15 protein-coding genes are annotated in these 17,880 nt (G+C 67.7%); 8 read left to right on the top strand and 7 right to left on the bottom strand.

The genetic code is table 11. The annotated features are described in order from the left end of the window. Window positions 1–218: 218 nt before the first annotated feature. Window positions 219–1,286 carry a lactonase family protein gene (locus AB4Y63_RS15320; protein WP_441791927.1) on the bottom strand — a complete coding sequence of 356 codons (1,068 nt, stop codon included), beginning with the start codon at window positions 1,284–1,286 and terminating at the stop codon, window positions 219–221. A gap of 99 nt (window positions 1,287–1,385) precedes the next feature. On the opposite strand from AB4Y63_RS15320, the gene AB4Y63_RS15315 reads away from it, so the two are divergent. The 3 genes from AB4Y63_RS15315 (at window position 1,386) to hutH (ending at window position 4,835) form a co-directional block, all read left to right on the top strand. Beyond that, window positions 1,386–1,898, top strand: a complete 513-nt coding sequence (locus tag AB4Y63_RS15315; protein ID WP_441791926.1) for a GNAT family N-acetyltransferase — start codon at window positions 1,386–1,388, stop codon at window positions 1,896–1,898. A gap of 88 nt (window positions 1,899–1,986) precedes the next feature. Continuing rightward, window positions 1,987–3,075 (top strand): alpha/beta hydrolase, encoded by a 1,089-nt coding sequence (locus AB4Y63_RS15310; RefSeq protein WP_441791925.1) that lies wholly within the window; start codon window positions 1,987–1,989, stop codon window positions 3,073–3,075. 209 nt (window positions 3,076–3,284) lie between these two features. Next, window positions 3,285–4,835 (top strand): histidine ammonia-lyase, encoded by a 1,551-nt coding sequence (gene hutH, locus AB4Y63_RS15305; RefSeq protein WP_441791924.1) that lies wholly within the window; start codon window positions 3,285–3,287, stop codon window positions 4,833–4,835. A 300-nt stretch (window positions 4,836–5,135) separates the two neighbouring features. Here hutH and AB4Y63_RS15300 read toward each other — a convergent pair whose 3' ends face one another. After that, window positions 5,136–5,906: an IclR family transcriptional regulator gene (locus AB4Y63_RS15300; protein ID WP_441791923.1), complete on the bottom strand. Its 771-nt coding sequence runs from the start codon at window positions 5,904–5,906 to the stop codon at window positions 5,136–5,138. A 242-nt stretch (window positions 5,907–6,148) separates the two neighbouring features. Between AB4Y63_RS15300 and AB4Y63_RS15295 the strand changes: the two genes are divergently transcribed. After that, a complete protein-coding gene (locus AB4Y63_RS15295) occupies window positions 6,149–7,867 on the top strand; it encodes a peptidoglycan DD-metalloendopeptidase family protein (RefSeq protein WP_441791922.1) in 1,719 nt (572 codons plus the stop codon). 17 nt (window positions 7,868–7,884) lie between these two features. Here AB4Y63_RS15295 and AB4Y63_RS15290 read toward each other — a convergent pair whose 3' ends face one another. Then, the gene (locus AB4Y63_RS15290) at window positions 7,885–8,370 is read right to left on the bottom strand and encodes an NUDIX hydrolase (protein WP_441791921.1); all 486 of its coding nucleotides are present in this window, start codon (window positions 8,368–8,370) and stop codon (window positions 7,885–7,887) included. A gap of 35 nt (window positions 8,371–8,405) precedes the next feature. Then, a complete protein-coding gene (locus AB4Y63_RS15285) occupies window positions 8,406–9,023 on the bottom strand; it encodes a LysE/ArgO family amino acid transporter (protein WP_441791920.1) in 618 nt (205 codons plus the stop codon). 108 nt (window positions 9,024–9,131) lie between these two features. Here AB4Y63_RS15285 and AB4Y63_RS15280 point away from each other — a divergent pair, with 108 nt between their 5' ends. Then, window positions 9,132–9,989 carry an MBL fold metallo-hydrolase gene (locus tag AB4Y63_RS15280; RefSeq protein ID WP_441791919.1) on the top strand — a complete coding sequence of 286 codons (858 nt, stop codon included), beginning with the start codon at window positions 9,132–9,134 and terminating at the stop codon, window positions 9,987–9,989. A 2-nt stretch (window positions 9,990–9,991) separates the two neighbouring features. Then, a complete protein-coding gene (locus tag AB4Y63_RS15275) occupies window positions 9,992–10,897 on the top strand; it encodes a LysR family transcriptional regulator ArgP (protein WP_441791918.1) in 906 nt (301 codons plus the stop codon). A 125-nt stretch (window positions 10,898–11,022) separates the two neighbouring features. Here the strand turns inward: AB4Y63_RS15275 and AB4Y63_RS15270 are convergent, their stop codons facing one another. Both AB4Y63_RS15270 and AB4Y63_RS15265 read right to left on the bottom strand, forming a co-directional pair. Then, a complete protein-coding gene (locus AB4Y63_RS15270; RefSeq protein ID WP_441791917.1) occupies window positions 11,023–11,376 on the bottom strand; it encodes a DUF1801 domain-containing protein in 354 nt (117 codons plus the stop codon). Between the two features lie 172 nt (window positions 11,377–11,548). Further along, complete coding sequence (locus AB4Y63_RS15265) at window positions 11,549–13,480, bottom strand: amidohydrolase (protein WP_441791916.1); 1,932 nt, start codon at window positions 13,478–13,480, stop codon at window positions 11,549–11,551. A gap of 246 nt (window positions 13,481–13,726) precedes the next feature. Between AB4Y63_RS15265 and hutU the strand changes: the two genes are divergently transcribed. After that, the gene (hutU, locus tag AB4Y63_RS15260; protein WP_441791915.1) at window positions 13,727–15,412 is read left to right on the top strand and encodes a urocanate hydratase; all 1,686 of its coding nucleotides are present in this window, start codon (window positions 13,727–13,729) and stop codon (window positions 15,410–15,412) included. Between the two features lie 4 nt (window positions 15,413–15,416). Continuing rightward, complete coding sequence (gene hutI, locus AB4Y63_RS15255) at window positions 15,417–16,652, top strand: imidazolonepropionase (RefSeq protein ID WP_441791914.1); 1,236 nt, start codon at window positions 15,417–15,419, stop codon at window positions 16,650–16,652. A 289-nt stretch (window positions 16,653–16,941) separates the two neighbouring features. On the opposite strand, the gene AB4Y63_RS15250 is transcribed toward hutI, so the two are convergent. Next, window positions 16,942–17,880 carry an arginase family protein gene (locus tag AB4Y63_RS15250; RefSeq protein WP_441791913.1) on the bottom strand — a complete coding sequence of 313 codons (939 nt, stop codon included), beginning with the start codon at window positions 17,878–17,880 and terminating at the stop codon, window positions 16,942–16,944.

Here is a 17,880-nt window from a genome sequence, read left to right as displayed (position 1 = left end):
CGCCGCTTCTGCGACGCAACCTGAGAACCCGGGCAGTCAATGGCCGGGACCGTTCACATACAGTGATTTCCACCAGCGGATTACTGATGAACCGGCCCACCTGACTTACAAACCCATCCGCGCAAACAAAAACCGCACGGTGTCAAGAGCCGACTTGTCTACGTTACCGGATGGAAGCTGAAAAGTCACTGGCAACATCCGCCCGCACCGCTCGTCGGTTACTGCGGGCGACGAGGAATCAGACAGCTCGGCGAGCCGACGGGGATGCTACCGACGGGCGACGAGGGCAGCCCTGAACTGGGATCGAGCGAGAAAACGCTCACCTCGTTCGAGAGCTGATTCGCCACGAAAAGCCATTCTCCAAGCTGCAGATGGTGCCGCGGCCAGTTTCCGCCGCAGTCGACGTCGCCGATGAGTTCGAGCCGCGCACCCTCGTTCTGCACCTCAAGCGTCGAAAGCCGGTTGGAGCCGCGCACCGTGACGTAGACGCGTGTACCCGCCTCGTTGAGCGAGATCTCGGCCGCCGAATCCGTCGACTGGGCGCCGGCGATGGTGGCCGGGATGCGGCCGCGCACGTCGAGGATTCCATCGGAGTCTTGACCGATCACGATGGCTTCGATCGAGTATTCGGTGACGACGTAGACGTGGCCGCTCGGGTGAACGGTGAGGTGACGCGGGCCGGTTCCGGCGCCGAGTGGCAGCTCCTGGGTGAGAATCAGGCCGGTTCCGGCGGTGGCAGAGCCAGTCGGTTCGACCCGCCAGACGCGCAGAATATCAAAACCCAGGTCGGTCGTGAGGATGCGTCCATCGGGAAGCAGCGCCGTGGCGTGTGCCCTCGACTGCCGGTCAGCGCCCGGATAGGGGTCGGTGGCCGCTGCCGCGCTCTGCCGCGAGACGATCACGCCGTCGGCATCGAGCTCGTAGAACAGCACGGCCCCGTCGCCCCAGCAGGTGACGACGAGAAAGCGGCCCTCTGGGTCGACGAAGACGTGGCACGCCGCGGGGCCGGCCGGCCATTCCGCGCCGATGGGTTCAAGCGCGGTTTCTGCGACCCGACGAAAGGCCTGCACGGTCCCGTCGACCTCGAGGACGGCGTAGATCAGGGAGAGAGTGGGATGCGCGGCCATGAAAGAGGGGGAGCCGGCCACCACCGCAGTCACCGACGCAGGCTCTGCCGCACCGGGCGCCCTGCCGAGCGCCGAGATCCCTGGTGCCGTTCCCGTCGGGCTGGTGTAGCCGCCACACCAGAGCGAGAGAACAGGAAGGGCTGTTGACTGGTCGACCATATCCGCCATCCTTCCGCATCTTCGCCCGTCACCTCGTCACGACGCCGCGCCACGCTTGAACGAAACCTCCATGAAATCTCCGCCACCTAGTCTGGGCGCATGGCACTGACGATCAGCATCGAGTCACCCCGTCAACCCGAGGTCGAGACCCTGGTGCGGTTGAGCGCAGATTTTGCTCACGCCCTCTATCCCCCTGAGACCAACTTTCTACTGGGTGTTGAGAAACTCGACCACTCGGACGTCTCGGTGTATCTGGCGAGAGATGAGGACGCCCGCGCCCTCGGCATGGCCGCTCTCGTGCTGTCGATTTCGACTGAGGAGACGGCGAATGGCGCCGTCCACGGCGCAGATCACGGCGCGGCCAGAGTCACCGCCGAGCTCAAGAGCCTCTTCGTTCATCCCGACGGACGCAGCCAGGGCGTCGCTGCGACATTGCTCGACCGGATCGAATCCGATGCCCGGGACGCAGGCGCCGTCGAACTCATGCTCGAAACCGGTCCGCTGCACAGCGCAGCACTGCGCCTCTACCGAAAGCGCGGCTATCAGGAGATACCGCTCTTCGGTGAGTACATCGGCGCCACTCAGAGTCTGTGCTTCGCGAAGTCGCTCTGAGCAGGGCCAGACTCCCGCTGATTCGCTGGCGTGCCCAGCGGCCCTCTAGTCTCGACTCATTCATATCAAGAGGGAACCCGGAGTCCGCGTGAATAATGTTCGTCCCAGCCTAGGATCTGGCAGCCGCCGCGTCCGGGTTCTGGCGATCGTGGGCGCCGTCACCCTGATGCTTGCGGGCACCGGCATGCTCACCGGTTTTCATGTGCCGACTCACCCCGTGGTGCAGACGGATCCGACTACGACCGGCAGCGAACTGATGACCGACGAGATCATCGGCATCCGCACGTTCACCCCGCCGGCCGACATCGATGTGGCGGCCGATGTCGTCTACGACATCCTCGCCGACKGAACGATGCTCACCCTCGACGTGTGCTCACCCGCCGCTGGCGCCCTGCGGCCGGCTGTCGTCTCGATTCACGGCGGCAGCTGGGCGCGCGGTGACAAGGCGAGCAGCGACTGGCGGGCGGTCTGCCTCTGGCTGGCCTCGACCGGTTTCGTCGCCTATTCGGTGAACTATCGCTTGGCTCCTGCCGCCCCGTTCCCGGCAGCCATCGAGGATGTCTCGCGCGCGGTCGAGTGGATCAGAGCGCCGGAGAACGCCACGACCTACGGCATCGACCCCGATCGAATCGGCGTGTTCGGCGGCTCTGCCGGAGGCAACTTGGACGCGCTGCTCGGCGCCCGCGGAACGGGGAGTTGGACGACGGGATCGCGCGTCGCATCCGTCGCCGTCTTGTCGGCGCCATTCGACCTGCGCGAGGCAGCAGTCGCCGCTGGCGAGGCAACACGGCGGAACACCTGGACGACGGCGGCGAGCACCCCGCCCGGCGCGGCGGTTCCTGCTGCCCCGGCCGCGGCCGCAGCGGCGCTGACCGGCGATCTGCGGCGAATCACTTTGCGCTACCTCGGCTGCAGCACGCTGACCGACTGCGAGGCCGCGCGGGCCGCATCGGCAATAGGTGCAGCGGATGCCGACGATCCGCCGGTCTTCATCGGCACCGCCTCCGAGGAATTCATGCCGCTGACTCAGGCGACCGGCTACGCCGCCCATCTCGAGAAGGTTGGCGTCGTGCACACCCTGGTCGAGGTGCCAGGCGCCGCGCATTCGATCGGGATTCTCGACGAGCCGATGCGGGCCACCGTCGCCGCCTTTCTGCACAGCACGCTCGGCCGGTAGCGGGGAGCGGGTTCGCTCCGAGCGCTGTCAGCGAAAACCGCAACTGTCACCGAATCACGCACGATCTGTGCGGCTCTTACTGACACCCCGCCAGATCTTGCGGTTTTCGCGACACCCCGGACGGGGGACGCAGCCGTGCGTCTGGAATCGCAGACAGCACCCGGTTCGGATTGATTGCCTGAGCCGTCTGCGTAGTGTCGAATCAGAGTATGACCTTCTCCGCAGCATCCGTCACCGTGGGCACTGGCCCCGTCAGCTTCGCCGACGTCGTGGCCGTCGCCCGCCACAACGCCCCTCTTACTCTTGACCCGACGGCACTCGCCGGCGTCGCCGCGACCCGGCGCATCATCGACGATCTGGCCAGCGACGTTGACCCGCACTACGGAATCTCCACCGGCTTCGGCGCCCTCGCCACCACCTTCATCACCTCCGACCGCCGCGCCCAGCTGCAGGCCAGTCTCGTGCGCTCGCACGCGGCCGGCAGCGGCCCGGAGATCGAGCGCGAGGTCGTGCGCGCGCTCATGCTTCTGCGCCTCTCGACCCTGATGACCGGTCGCACCGGCGTGCGCCCGGCCACCGCCGAGACCTACGCCGCCGTGCTCAACGCCGGGATCACGCCGGTCGTGCGCGAATATGGTTCGCTCGGCTGTTCGGGTGACCTCGCGCCGCTCGCGCACTGTGCGCTCGCGATCATGGGCGAGGGCGAAGTCCGGGATGCCGAGGGCACGTTCATGGATGCCGGACAGGCCCTCGCCGCGGCCGGCATCACCCCCGTCGTACTCGCTGAGAAGGAGGGTCTTGCCCTCATCAACGGCACCGACGGCATGCTCGGCATGCTCGTGCTCGCGCTCGCTGACCTCGCCATGCTGCTCTCGACCGCCGACATCGCCGCTGCGATGAGCGTCGAAGCGTTGCTCGGCACCGACGCCGTTTTCGCCGCCGACCTGCAGGCTCTTCGCCCACAGCTCGGCCAAGGTGAGAGTGCCGCCAACCTGCGCGCCCTGCTCGGCGACTCCCCCCTGGTGGCGAGCCACGCCGGCCCGTGGGACACCACGGTTCAGGATGCCTACTCGCTGCGCTGCTCGCCGCAGGTGCACGGCGCCGCCCGCGACACCGCGAGCCACGCCGCCCTGATTGCCGGCCGCGAGCTTTCCAGCGCGGTCGACAACCCCGTCGTCACCCTCGACGGCCGGGTCGAGTCGAACGGCAACTTCCACGGCGCCCCCGTCGCCTACGTGCTCGACTTTCTGGCCATCGCCGCGGCGGATGTCGCGAGCATGAGCGAGCGTCGCACCGACCGCCACCTCGACGTCTCGCGCAACAAGGGGCTCCCGCCGTTCCTCGCGCACGAGGTCGGCGTCGACTCCGGACTGATGATTGCGCAGTACACGGCTGCCGGGATCGTCTCGGAGCTCAAGCGACTGGCCGTGCCGGCATCCGTCGACTCGATTCCGTCGTCGGCCATGCAGGAAGACCACGTGTCGATGGGTTGGGCCGGCGCGCGCAAGCTGCGCAAGTCGATCGACGGCCTCGGCCGGGTGCTCGCCATCGAAGTGATGACCGCCGCGCGGTCGCTCGACCTGCGCGCCCCGCTGTTGCCTGGCCCGGCGACCGGCGCTGTGCGCGATCTCGTGCGCACCGTCGCCGAGGGCCCCGGCAGCGACCGTTTTCTCTCGCCGGAGATCGAGGCGATCGTCGGTCTCGTGCAGTCTGGTGCGGTGCGGGATACCGCGGCGGGGGCCGTCGGCACTCTGCGCTAGCTCTTTCGCATCCGCGTTGGTAACTCCGGTAATCCGGCGCTATTACCCGCCGGCACCGGACTCCTTCGGCAGCCGCCGGTCGGATTACCGGAGTTAGCCACCAACCCTGCCGCTGTCCACCGGGGCCGAACTGCGAGGTTCAGCCTCGGCGCCCGTGGCTAACTCCGGTAATCCGCTCCCGCTGGCCTTCTTCCCCCGCGGAGCAATGCGGCGGATGCCGCTCGGCCTCCAGGATTACCGGAGTTAGCCACCGAAACACACACCGACGGGGACTAACACCAACGGGGTGGTGGATAGGGACTAGGCGACGCGACCGCGGATGCGCCGCGACAGTTCCGCCGCCACCTCCGCAATCTGCGCCGCCAGTTGCGGCCACTTCTCGGGCGGCACATTGCCGCGCGGAAAGGTGATCGCGATTCCGGCGGCCGGCCAGCCGACGTGATCACGCACGGAGACGGCGATCGACGCGAAGTCCGACGTCACCTCGCCGTCTTCGGTCGCGTAGCCGTCTTCACGCACCTGATTGAGGATGCGTTTGAGCTCTGAATAGCTGTGCGGAGCGTGCCCGTTGCGCTCGACGAAAGCCGAGGAATCCGGGTAGAGAGCCCGCAACTGCGCCGGTGGCAGGGTGGCCAGAAGTGCGCGACCGCTCGCCGTGAGGTGTCCGGGAAGACGGATACCGACATCCGTCACCAACCGGGGCCGGCGCGGCGCTCGCTCTTCGGCGATGTACAGCACGTCCCGGCCGTGCAGCACGGCGAGGTGCCCGGACTCGCCCAACCGGTCGACGAGACCGGCCAGCAGCGGCTGGCCGACCCGGCTGAGCGGCTCCTGGCGCGAGAATCCCGTGCTGAGTTCAAATGCCGCGATGCCGAGACCGTAGCGTTTCTCCTCGGGCAGATGCAGGGCGAACCCCCGCTCGGTGAGCACCGTCAGCAAGTGATAGACGCTCGAGCGCGGCAGATCGAGCGCCGTCGCAATGGAGGATGCCGGCACCGGACCACGCTGGGCCGCCAGATGCGACAGGATGCGCAGCGCATTGTCTGCCGCCGGAACCTTCGAATCAGCCATGATCACTCCTCAACACGCCTGGCCCGTCTGGGATCACAGATAGTAAGAGTCTATGGCCGCAACGCGGCGAGCGCAGCGGCTGTGCCCGCCGGCGCCCTGCGGAAAGGTACATGGAAGCGGGCGTGGAAGGGCGCGCGCGATCGCTTGTGTGGTGCAGATCGACCGTGGCATACTGGCGCAACGCCGGCCCGAACGGGTTGACCATCCATCACCCGAATGTGGATTTGCGGAGCAGGACCTCGATGAAGATTATCGCTCGAGTTATCCGACGGTTCGACGCCGGTCTCGGGCGTCGCGCTGCCTCCGTCTCGCTCACCGCCGTCGTGATCACAGCGCTCGTGCTCGGGTCTCCGTCGCTCGCACAAGCGGATGCGACGGATGCTCCGGATGCGACACATCTGGCGACTTCCGCGGCGACAACCAGTCCCACGCCGGCGCCTGATTCGGCGACATCCGTGCCCCCAGCTGCGGAGACATCCGCTCCGGCCGCGACTCCGACCGGGTCACCGAGCGACCAGCCGGCGGACCAGCCGGCTCCCGCCGACACTGCGCCGCCCGCCACTCCAGACCCCGTGCCGACGCTCATCCCGACCCCGGACCCGACGCCAACGCCGACACCTGCGCCGACGCCTTCAGTCACTCCCGTGCCGACGCCACCTGTGACCCCGACCCCTGAACCGACCACACTCCCCACGCCCACACCGACACCCACACCGACACCGACACCGACCCCCACACCCACGCCGACGCCGAGCAGCACCCCGACACCCACCCCGCCGTCAAGCGCTGCACCGGCCGCCCCCGCGACAGCGAACGCAGCAGCCGCAGCAGCATCTGCCCGCGAGGCCGTGCTGCGCGCCGCCGCTGCACGCTCGGCCGCGGCCGCGGCCGCGGCAACGGCGGCGCGCAACCAAACCGCCCTTCGCCAGGTAGCACTCACCCGGTCGGCGGCCATCGCATCGGCTCGGCTCGCCGTGACCACGGCGCAATCCGCCGTTAACGCCGCCCAATCGGCACTCGACAAGGCGACAGCCGACTTCAACTCGGCGACGGTGATGTCCGCCCGACTTCACGCCCTCGCCACGGACGCAGCGACGGCCAGCGAAGCCTCGAAGCGTGCGGTCGGAGCGTTGGTGCGCAGCCTCGCGCAGCGCCAGTCGGGCGCCGCGACAGCCGAGGTGTTGGTTGGCGACAGCGCAGCGGAGGATCTGCTCGACCAGCTCGGCAGCCTCGACCAACTGGCTCAGCTGTCGGGCAACCTCGACACGGTGCGAGAGCGCACCCTCGCGGCCGACAAGCGCGCCACCGAGCTGTTCGCCCAGGCGCAGACCGCCGACGAGTTGGCCCGCGGCATCCCGGTGCAGCAAGCGCGGGAGGCGTTGGCCGCTGCGCAAGCCGCTCTGGCCGCCGCGCGGGCCCAGTTGACCGCGCTGCTCACGAGCGGAATCAGTACCGGCTCTCCGCGTTCGCCCTTCTCAATGTCGTCAGCGTTCTCGCTGTTCAGCCTCCCGGATGCCGCCGACACCGGCCAGCTCAGCGACCAGGGCTGGATCTCCCCCGTCGTCGGAACGATCTCCGATGGGTTCGGCCCCCGCCCGGTTCTCCCCACCGCGGGGGTCGGTGAATTTCACTACGGAACCGACGTCGCCGCCGGCTGCGGCTCGCCGATTCGCGCCGCGACGGACGGAACCGTCGCATCCGCCGGACCGAACGGCACCCTCGGCAACTGGGTATTGATCAGCAATGGCGACGGCGTCGAGACCGGCTACGGTCACATCGCCGACGGTCTGACGCTCGTCGCGGTCGGCGATCCGGTCGCGGCCGGACAGGTCATCGCCGGGGTGGGCAGCACCGGAGCGTCCACCGGATGCCACCTGCACTTCGAGGTGCACCTCAACGGGGTCAGAGTGGATCCGCAGCCGTTCCTGGCGCAGCGCGGCGTGATCCTCGGCCAGGACTGATCAGACCGAGCGGCTGATCAGACCGATCGCCCGCCTTCGAAGTGGGCATCCGTGGCAGCATCCGCCGCGACGGCACGACGGATGCGCTCGGCATGGTTTCCGGGCAACTCCGGGAGCGCGTCGAGCCGAAACCAGGCCGCCTCGGAATTCTCCCCATCGGCGGGGAACGGCACCCCGCTCTCCCATCGGCAGCGGAAGACGAGGTCGAGATACTGAGCTCGATCGCCGTTGTCGTAGGTCAGCGGTTCGAGCACGTGCACCCAGACCAGACGTTCGACGGTTGCCACCACGTCGGCTTCTTCGAGAGTCTCGCGCGCCGCCGCATCCGCCGGTTCCTCGCCCGGGTCGATGATCCCGGTGACGGGCGTCCAGGCGCCGTTGTCGGCTCGACGCACGAGCAGCACTTCGTCGTCTCTCAACACCACCGCGGTCACCCCGCTCAACCAGAGCGGAGCTGAGCCGATCGACTGCCGGAGGTCGAGTACGAAATCTGGGGTGGCCATCCGCCGATCCTAACCGCCAACGACGAGATGAGGTGTCAGGGCATCACCAGCAGACGGATGCCGAGGGCGAGCATCGTGACGGCGATCGCGCCGTCGAGAATGCGCCACGACACCCGCTTGGAGAACAGGGGGCCGAGCAGGCGGGCGCCGAACCCGAGCACGGCGAACCAGACGAAGCTGGCCAGCACGGCGCCCAGGCCGAACAGCCAGCGCCCCTCGTCGCCGTGCGAGTTGGCGATCGAGCCGAGCAGCAACACCGTGTCGAGGTACACGTGCGGGTTCAGCCAGGTGAGGGCGAGTACCGTGAGGATCGCCGTGCGGAGCGACAGTCGCTCCCCGCCCGGACTGACTTCCAGCGAACCGGCGGTGAACGCGCGGCGTGCCGCGAGTAGTCCGTAGCCGATCAAGAATGCGGCACCGGCGAATCTGATCACGATCAGCGCGACCGGGAACCGCTCGATCACGAATCCGATTCCCGAGATGCCGAGCACGATCAGCACGGCATCGGAGAGTGCGCAAATCAGCACGATCGGCAGCACGTGCTCTCGGCGGATCCCCTGGCGCAGCACAAACGCGTTCTGCGCGCCGATCGCGACGATCAGCGACAGGCCCAGGCCGAAACCGGCCGCGAGCACGGGAAAAGAGAGAGTCAAGGCATCCACAATCGACCACGGTATGCCACCCGCGCGCGCGGTTCCAGCTCATCTTTCTGATGGATCATTAGCTTCTCTAATGTGAGATGAGAGGGTAGCGTTCGAGACATGAGCGAAAACCAGTGGATTCCGGTCGCCACCGGGGTGTTCCAGCGGCGCTACGGAGCGCTAGATGTCTCGGTGGTGGTGATCGAGGGCACACATGGCCTGATGCTGGTCGACACGCTCAGCAGTCCGGGCGAGGCTGACACACTGCTCGCCGATGTGGCCGAACATTTCGATACGCCCATCCGTTGGGTGGTCAACACCCACGCGCACTACGACCACACCTTTGGCAACCAGCGGCTGGGGCCGCAGTCGGCGCTGAACGCCGAGATTTTCGGGCACGCGCAGATCGAACGCCATTTCGCGGAGTATGAGGCGCCCCGTCTCGACGCTTATCTCGTCGACCCCGGCCGGGAGCCGGATCGGGAGTGGCACGGCGTCGTACTCACACCGCCGACGCACCCCGTCGCCGATCTCCTCCGCGTCGACCTCGGCGGCCGCGAGGTGCATCTCGTCCCGCTCCCTCCGGCCCACACCGACACCGACCTGGTGCTGTTCGTCCCCGATCAACGCGTCTGGATACTTGGCGACCTTGTCGAAGAATCGGGGCCGCCGATGTTCGGTTCCGGCAGTTTTCCGCTCGACTGGCCGGGCGTGCTCGCGTCAGTGCACGAGCAGATGGAGGAGGGCGACCTCGTCGTTCCGGGGCACGGACGCGTCATCGACCGCGGCTACGTCGGCCGCCAAGCGGCCGACCTGGCCCTGATCGCCGAACGAATCGTCGAGGCGCGGACCCTCGGCTTGAGCACCGCTGAGGCGCTCGCCCGTTACACGGACTGGCCGTTTCCGGTCGACGGGCTGCGGTTCGCATTCGACCGGGTTCTCTCTCCCTCCCACCAACACGATGCGGAGGACGACTGAGCATGGATCTTCAGCTGGAACAGCTCCGGGCCCTCGTCGCGGTCGTCGACAGTGGCACCTTCGATGCGGCGGCGAGCGCGCTGCGCGTCACCCCGTCGGCGATCAGCCAGCGCATCAAGGCACTCGAACTCGCCGTGGGACGTGTGCTGCTGCAGCGTGTCAAACCGGTCAAGCCGACGGCATCCGGGGAGGTCGTGCTGCGCCTCGCCCGCCAGTTCGCGCTGCTCGAAAATGATGCGCTCGCGACGCTCGACCCGCCCAGTGACCGGGCGGCGGATGCGGGCGGCCCGTTTTTGCGCATCCCGATCGTAATCAATTCGGATTCACTGGCGACCTGGGCGCTGCCGGCTCTCGCGCAGGTGCCGGCCGAGCACCGGGTCAGCTTCGACGTCTATCGGGAAGACCAGGACTACTCGACCGCGCGCCTGCGCGACGGCACGGTGATGGCCGCGATCACCTCGGTCGCCGACCCGGTGCAGGGCTGCATCGTGAGTCCGCTCGGCCGGATGCGCTACCGGCCGATGGCGAGCCCGGAGTTCGTCGCGACCTGGCTGCCGGGCGGACCGACGGTGGCCAACCTCGCGCTCGCACCGGTCGTGATCTACGACCGTACCGACGATCTGCAAGACCGGTACCTGCGCCAGCGCACCCGGCAGACCCTGCATCCGCCGCAGCATTTCATTCCGGCCTCGTCGGAATACGCCAGCGCGGTGCGGCTCGGCCTGGGCTGGGGAATGCTGCCCGACGCGCAGAGTGCGGCAGCGGAAGCGGCCGGTGAGCTGGTGGAATTCGACCCGGGCGCGTTCATCGATGTGGCGCTCTACTGGCAGCAGTGGAAGCTGCACTCCCGCACCCTCGCGGCGGTCGCCGAGGCGATCGCTGCGRCGGCGGCGGCGCACCTGCGCTGAGGCCGGGCGTTGCTCGCCCGCGCTGCATCGGTCGCGGTGCATCGAGCTTGCCCCGTGCGGTCGAGTTTGCGTGGCACACCGGGGAAACTCGACCGCAAGCCTCTAAGTCGGCGAGGGCGACGAGCTCAGGCGCCGGCGTCGAGGGCCGCGGCCTGCGTCAGATAGTCGCGGAGGGCGTCTTCGGGCAGCTCGTCGATGTTCTTCATCTTGAGGTGCCGGGTGTTGAAACCGGTTCCTTCCAGCCAGCCGTGGTCATCCGTCAGGCTCGCACCCCGCTCAAACGTGAGGGTGAGGTTCTTGTCATTGGTGGTCACAGTGGCGAGAGTGCGCTTGACGTGCCAGGCCGGGTTGCCGCTGCTGAGAACTTCGATGGCGTCGGGAACGGTCTCCTCGACGATCTGCCTGAGCTTCTCAAGAATCTCGCGATACTCGGGGGTGAGCTTGGTCTGAGCGAAATCATCGACGTCGCGGTTGCGCACAATACGTCTCCTTCTGAGTCAGGACGTTTGGTGGGTGCCCGAAGCAGCCAATTCAATCGAATGGGCGCCTCGGCACTGCCGCGAAGCTACAGGGCGAGGGCGGTGCCGTCAATGATTTCACCGCCGATGGCGCAGGTGGGACTCAGCCCGCTCGGCTGAGTCCCACCGTCGCTCAGGCCTGTGTCGTATGCGTCGGGTGGCCGCAGGACTCGTGATTGCGGTTCAGCCCCGCGAGCGAGATCGCACCGGCCGCGGAACCGGCGCCATTGGCGCTTGGCGCATCACCGGCTCCCGCCTCGTGAATGACTTTGCCGTCGACCATCGTGTACTTCACGGTCGCCCCACTCACCTCGGCGAGGGGGACACCCAGGAGGTCTCGGTCGAGGATGACGAGGTCGGCGCGCATGCCCGGCGCAATCCGGCCGGTTTCCTTCTCCTGAAAGAGCTGGAAGGCTCCCCCGCGGGTGTGCATTTCCAAGGACTCAGTGAGCGAGAGGCCTTGCTCGGCGTAGAGCGGCTCGCCGGTCTCCGAGCCGAGGCCGACCCGGTCGACCGCGGTCTGGATCTGGTTCCAGGGGCTGAGCGGGTCGATCGGCCAGTCCGATCCGCCGACCAGGTGAGCGCCCGCGTCTTGCAGTGAGYCGGCGGGGTAGGTGCCGAGGTGTCGCTCGGGGCCGACGTAGGGAGCCAGGGCGTCGATGGTGAACGTGTCTTGGACGGCCCACTGCAGCTGCATGCTGGCCAGCGCTCCGAGCTCGGCGAAACGCGGGCGGTCCTCCGGCGCCACGAACTGAATGTGCGCGATGGTGTGACGGCTGTCGCGCTTCCCGTTCTTGGTGCGAGCCTGCTCAAATCCGTCGAGGGTTGTGCGAACGGCGAGGTCGCCGATCGCGTGGGTGTGGATCTGCCAACCCGCGGCGTCGACGGCGACCGCAAGGTCGTTGAAGAGCTCGGGGGCGAAGTAAAGCGCCCCGCTCTGGTCCATGGGGGTCCCGTCAGGATTCTGATACGGCTCGACCATGGCCGCGGTCAATGCCGGGTACTCGGCGACGCCATCCATCATCACTTTGATCGTGCGCATGGTGAAGCGATCGACGTCGGCATAGCGCTTCTGCGAAGCCTGGATGGTCTCCACGGCCTCAGTGGGCACCTCGGCGAGCTCGGCAGGAATCCGGTAGGCGAAGCTCACGCGTTGATTCACCGTGCCATCGTTGATGAGGCCGGTGAGACGCTTGGCCGCCTTGTCGTCGCCGCTGGCTTCCATGAAGCTGGTGATCCCGTTCGCCGCGAGTTTTGCATAGCTCGCGGTGTAGGCGCGGGCGAGCTGTTCCTCGGTGTGCTTCGGCATGGCGCTCTGCACGAGTACCTGCGCGTTGTCCTTGAACAGCCCGGTCGGCCCGTCGGCGTCCATGACGATTTCTCCGCCCGTCGGGTTCGGAGTGTTGGCGTCCACTCCCGCCAGTTCAAGGGCACGGCTGTTCGCCCAGCCGTTGTGAAAGTCAGATCCCTGCAGAAAGATCGGCCGCTTCGTGGGCAGGGTGTCCAGGAATTTGCGGTGCGCGACCGCACCGACGAGTCCGGTCGGGTTCCAGTCGGCGACCCTGAGCCAGGAATTCGGGTCTGCGGGGTCTTCGGCATCATTCTCGATGACCTGGGTGAGGTAGGCGAGCAGTTCGTCGACGGTGCCCGTGGCATTGTCGAGACTGGGGGAGAGCGCGCTCTCCGCGCCGCCCAACGAGTGAAGATGCCCGTCGTGGATGCCCGGCATGACGAAGCCGCCCTTGGCGTCAATCACCTCGGTGTTGTGGTCGCTGAAGGCCTTGAGATCGGCGATGCTGCCGACCGCGAGGATCGTGCCGTCGGCAGCGATCGCCACCGCTTCTGCTGTTCGCTTCGGGTCTCCGGTCCAGACCTTCCCGCCGGTGATCAGCGTCTTCGCCTTGTCCGCATTCCGCGCCCCCGCGCCGTTCATGTTGACCGCCAGGGTTACTCCACCGGCGACCACCACCGCTCCCAATGCGCCGAGGCCGAGCGCAGTTCGGCGAGAGATCTTTCCGCCACCTGCCGACTGCGTGGTGGGTTCCGAGGGGGTGCCCTGCGTCATAAAGTTCCGTCCGTCATCGTTGACCCACCTGAGGTGGCATGAAAGCTCCACCCTAGGACGCTGACAACAGCAATGTCAACGCTGCTGACATTGGCTCGCGGCCGCCTGCGAACTCTCCTTCTCGCCGGAGTGAAAACGGCTCATACAGGGGGGAACGCCACCTTCACGGGTGTCCGGTCTGGGATGCCGGACAGAAGTGGCGGCATCCGCGTTGTTCGGGGCCTCCCGGTGGTGTGCAATCGCAGTATGACTACTTCTCGCACCGTTCGTGCAGCTCGAGGATCAACGCTGACAGCGAAGAGCTGGCAGACCGAAGGCCCGCTGCGCATGCTCATGAACAACCTTGACCCCGAGGTCGCCGAGCACCCCGAAGAGCTCGTCGTCTACGGCGGAACGGGCAAAGCCGCCCGCAGCTGGGAGGCCTACGACGCCATCGTGCGCACCCTGACGACTCTTGAAAAAGACGAGACCCTGCTCGTGCAGTCGGGCAAGCCCGTCGGCGTGTTCCGTACCAACGAGTGGGCGCCGCGCGTGCTCATCGCCAACTCCAACCTCGTCGGAGACTGGGCCAACTGGCCCGAGTTCCGCCGCCTCGAGGCGCTCGGCCTGACCATGTATGGCCAGATGACCGCCGGGTCGTGGATCTACATCGGCACCCAGGGCATCCTGCAGGGCACCTATGAGACCTTCGCCGCCGTCGCGGTCAAGCTGGCGGAGCGCCGCGGAGATCTCGACGCGTCGGGCGAATCCAGCCTGGCCGGCACCATCACCCTCACCGGCGGGGCCGGCGGCATGGGCGGCGCGCAGCCGCTCGCTGTCACCCTCAATGAAGGTGTCGTGCTCATCGTCGACGTTGACGAGACTCGCCTGCAGCGCCGCATCGACAAGGGATACCTCGACGAGCTGGCCACCGACATCGACGACGCGATCGCGCGCGTCGTCGCCGCCAAGAACGAGCGCCGCCCCCTCTCGGTCGGCCTCGTCGGCAATGCCGCGACGGTCTTCCCCGAGCTGCTGGCCCGCAAGGTGCCGATCGACATCGTCACCGACCAGACCTCGGCGCACGACCCACTGGCCTACCTGCCCGAGGGCGTCACCGTCGCCGAATGGCACGACCTCGCCGCCGCTGACCCGGTTGCCTTCACCGAGCGCGCCCGCGCCTCGATGGCCAAGCAGGTGCAGGCCATGGTCGAATTCCAGGATGCCGGCGCCGAGGTGTTCGACTATGGCAACTCGATTCGTGCAGAGGCGGAACTGGGCGGCTACGACCGTGCCTTCGACTTCCCCGGCTTCGTGCCTGCCTACATCCGCCCCCTCTTCGCCGAGGGCAAGGGGCCGTTCCGCTGGGCCGCGCTCTCGGGAGACCCGGCCGACATCGCCGCCACCGACAAGGCGATTCTCGAGCTCTTCCCCGAAGACGCCCACCTGCGCCGCTGGATCACCGCAGCCGGCGAAAAGGTGCAGTTCGAAGGCCTGCCGGCGCGCATCTGCTGGCTCGGCTACAAGGAACGCCACCTCGCCGGACTCAAGTTCAACGAGATGGTCGCCTCGGGCGAGCTCAGCGCACCCCTCGCGATCGGCCGCGACCACCTGGACTCCGGCTCCGTCGCCTCGCCGTACCGTGAGACCGAAGCCATGGCCGACGGCTCAGACGCCATCGCCGACTGGCCCCTGCTCAACGCGCTGCTGAACACCGCTTCGGGCGCGACCTGGGTGTCGATCCACCACGGTGGCGGCGTCGGAATCGGCCGCTCCATCCACGCCGGACAGGTCATCGTCGCCGACGGCACCCCGCTGGCCGCCGAGAAAATCGAGCGCGTTCTCACCAACGACCCCGGCACCGGCGTGATGCGTCACGTCGACGCCGGCTACGAGCGTGCCGCCGAAGTTGCGCGCGAGCGTGGACTGCGCGTTCCGATGTGGGAAAAGTAGACACATGACAACTGAGCTCATCACCAATATCGGGCAGCTCGTCACGAACGTGGCGACTCCTGCGGCGGATGTTCCGGCGGATGCTTCGGCACACGTCTCGGAAGCCGACACCCGTCAGGATGTCGCGCGCCTGGGCATCCTGCACGACGCGGCGGTGCTGATTGAGGATGGGCTCATCGCGTGGGTCGGCGCTGCGGGCGATGCCCCGAGCGCCGACCTGGTGACCGACGCACAGGGATCCAGCGTGATCCCGGGCTTCGTCGACAGCCACAGTCACATCATTTTCGGTGGCGACCGTTCGGCCGAGTTCGAAGCTCGCATGTCGGGACAGAAGTATTCCGCTGGCGGAATTCGTTCGACGGTCGCTGCTACGCGGGACGCCTCCGACGAGGAGCTGCGAGAGCGCACCCGCGGATTCCTGGGAGAAATGCTCGCGCAGGGCACGACGACCGTTGAGATCAAGAGCGGCTACGGGCTCTCGCTCGAGGCCGAGACGCGGCTTGTGCGGTTGGCCGCCGAGGTGACTCCCGAGGTTACATTCCTCGGAGCGCATGTAGTTCCGACCGAGTTTGCCGGCCGCGCCGACGAGTACGTCGACCTGGTCGTCGGCGAGATGCTCGCGGCATGCGCTCCGCACGCGCGGTGGATCGACGTGTTCTGCGAAACCGGCGCTTTCACGGTTGAGCAGAGCCGTCGCATCCTGACCGCGGGTGCCGCGCTCGGTCTCGGCGTGCGGGTGCACGCCAGCCAGCTCGGCCCGGGTGAGGGCGTCGCGTTGGCCGTCGAGCTCGACGCGGCGAGTGTCGACCACTGCACTTTCCTGACCGACGACGACGTGGCGGCGCTTGCCGGCTCGAACACGGTCGCCACCCTGCTGCCCGGAGTGGAGTTCTCGACCCGGCAGCCCTACCCGGATGCCCGTCGACTGCTGGACGCCGGCGCCACGGTTGCTCTGGCGAGCGACTGCAACCCGGGATCGTCATTCACTTCGTCGATGCCGTTCTGCGTGGCCGTCGCGGTGCGCGACATGGGCATGACTCCGGCCGAGGCCCTCTGGGCCGCGACCGCCGGCGGTGCGGCTGCGCTCCGCCGCACGGATGTCGGCGCGATCGCGGTCGGCAATCGCGCCGACCTGACGCAGCTCAGCGCCGATTCCTATGTGCACCTGGCCTACCGTCCCGGGGTTCCGCTCATCGACACGGTGTGGAAAGACGGAGTCGCCACCGCGGTCGCGCGCTGACCATCGTCGCTCTGCAGTTCGCGCGCTCCTCGACCGAGGGGCGCGCGAGTGTTTAAGGTGTTGGCCATGGCCTCGGGCTGAGTGAGGTCGCGCGGGTCGGACCATGCACCACTGAGCGCGTTCGCAAGTGCGGAGATTCTGACGAAATCCCGACTCTCGGGCCGAATTCACGCGGAATCGTCGAGAATCGCCGAAGTTCCGCACCGGCCCGACCATCGGTTACATGATGCGTGTCGCGCGTCGCCCTGGCGGCGATGGAACAGCCGATGCCAGCGCGACGCGACCGCCGCTAAGGGCGGTCGAGCAGACCCGCCGCGACCTCCAGCACACAGAGCGCGGCGAGGCGCACGGTGCGGGCGTCGGCGGTGTCGGCCGAGGCGTCGATCTCGGCAAGGTCAACCGAGACCACACGGGAGTCCGCACCTGCCGCACGGGCCGCGGTGCGGAGTTCCCAGGCGGAGATTCCGCCGGGGACTGACGCGGGGCATCCCGGCGCCACTGATCTGTCGCACACATCGACGTCGAGGTCGACATGGATCGGGCCACCGGCGGATCCGGCGATGTCGAGCGCTTCGGCGAACACATCACTCATCGGACGCCGGTGCAGCTCGTCGCGATGCACGACCGTGATGCCGTAGTCGAGAGCGCGCTGGGCATACTCGCGGGAGTTCACGAAGTCGGCGATGCCGATCTGCACAATGCGGCGACCGTCCAGCCCGGCTTCTTCGATGAGGCGGCGCACGGGCGAGCCATTCGAGACGCCGTCACGCAGGTCGTAGTGGGCGTCGAGGGTGATGAGTCCCGCGGTCGACGCGTTGTCTCCCCAGGCGCCGCGGGCGACGGGAACGGTGAGCGAGTTGTCGCCGCCGAGCGCCACGACGACACGCGAGCGAGCTGCCGCCGCAGCGACAGCGCCGATCGCATTGGCCTCGCCGGCCTCACCGTCGGGCTCAAAGGCGTCACCGAAGTCAGCAACAGTGAGTTCGTCAAGACTGCGCGGGTTGGGCCGACCGACCCGGTCCGGCATGAGCGCACCGCTGTACTTCTTGAGTGCGTGGCGAATCGCCCGCGGCGTCTGCCAGGCGTTGGTGGGCGACAGCGAGGTGCGCCAGGCCGGAATGCCGATCAACCCGAGGTCGATCGGAGTCTCGGGAGCCAGGTCGTCCGGCGACGGCCAGCTGCCGGTTCGGGGCCAGAGGGGGTCATGAGGCAGCGCTGCATCGGTCAC

The sequence above is a fragment of the Leifsonia sp. YAF41 genome (assembly GCF_052113185.1).
In the GTDB taxonomy this organism is placed as follows: Bacteria; Actinomycetota; Actinomycetes; order Actinomycetales; family Microbacteriaceae; genus Cryobacterium.
This window is presented reverse-complemented; position numbering and strand designations above follow the sequence as displayed.

What these genes read in the sequence shown, in the direction of transcription:
- AB4Y63_RS15320 (WP_441791927.1), bottom strand. Translation starts at nt 1,286, where the DNA reads ATGGTCGACCAGTCAACAGCCCTTCCTGTTCTCTCGCTCTGGTGTGGC.
- AB4Y63_RS15315 (WP_441791926.1), top strand. Translation starts at nt 1,386, where the DNA reads ATGGCACTGACGATCAGCATCGAGTCACCCCGTCAACCCGAGGTCGAG.
- hutH (WP_441791924.1), top strand. Translation starts at nt 3,285, where the DNA reads ATGACCTTCTCCGCAGCATCCGTCACCGTGGGCACTGGCCCCGTCAGC.
- AB4Y63_RS15300 (WP_441791923.1), bottom strand. Translation starts at nt 5,906, where the DNA reads ATGGCTGATTCGAAGGTTCCGGCGGCAGACAATGCGCTGCGCATCCTG.
- AB4Y63_RS15295 (WP_441791922.1), top strand. Translation starts at nt 6,149, where the DNA reads ATGAAGATTATCGCTCGAGTTATCCGACGGTTCGACGCCGGTCTCGGG.
- AB4Y63_RS15290 (WP_441791921.1), bottom strand. Translation starts at nt 8,370, where the DNA reads ATGGCCACCCCAGATTTCGTACTCGACCTCCGGCAGTCGATCGGCTCA.
- AB4Y63_RS15280 (WP_441791919.1), top strand. Translation starts at nt 9,132, where the DNA reads ATGAGCGAAAACCAGTGGATTCCGGTCGCCACCGGGGTGTTCCAGCGG.
- hutU (WP_441791915.1), top strand. Translation starts at nt 13,727, where the DNA reads ATGACTACTTCTCGCACCGTTCGTGCAGCTCGAGGATCAACGCTGACA.
- hutI (WP_441791914.1), top strand. Translation starts at nt 15,417, where the DNA reads ATGACAACTGAGCTCATCACCAATATCGGGCAGCTCGTCACGAACGTG.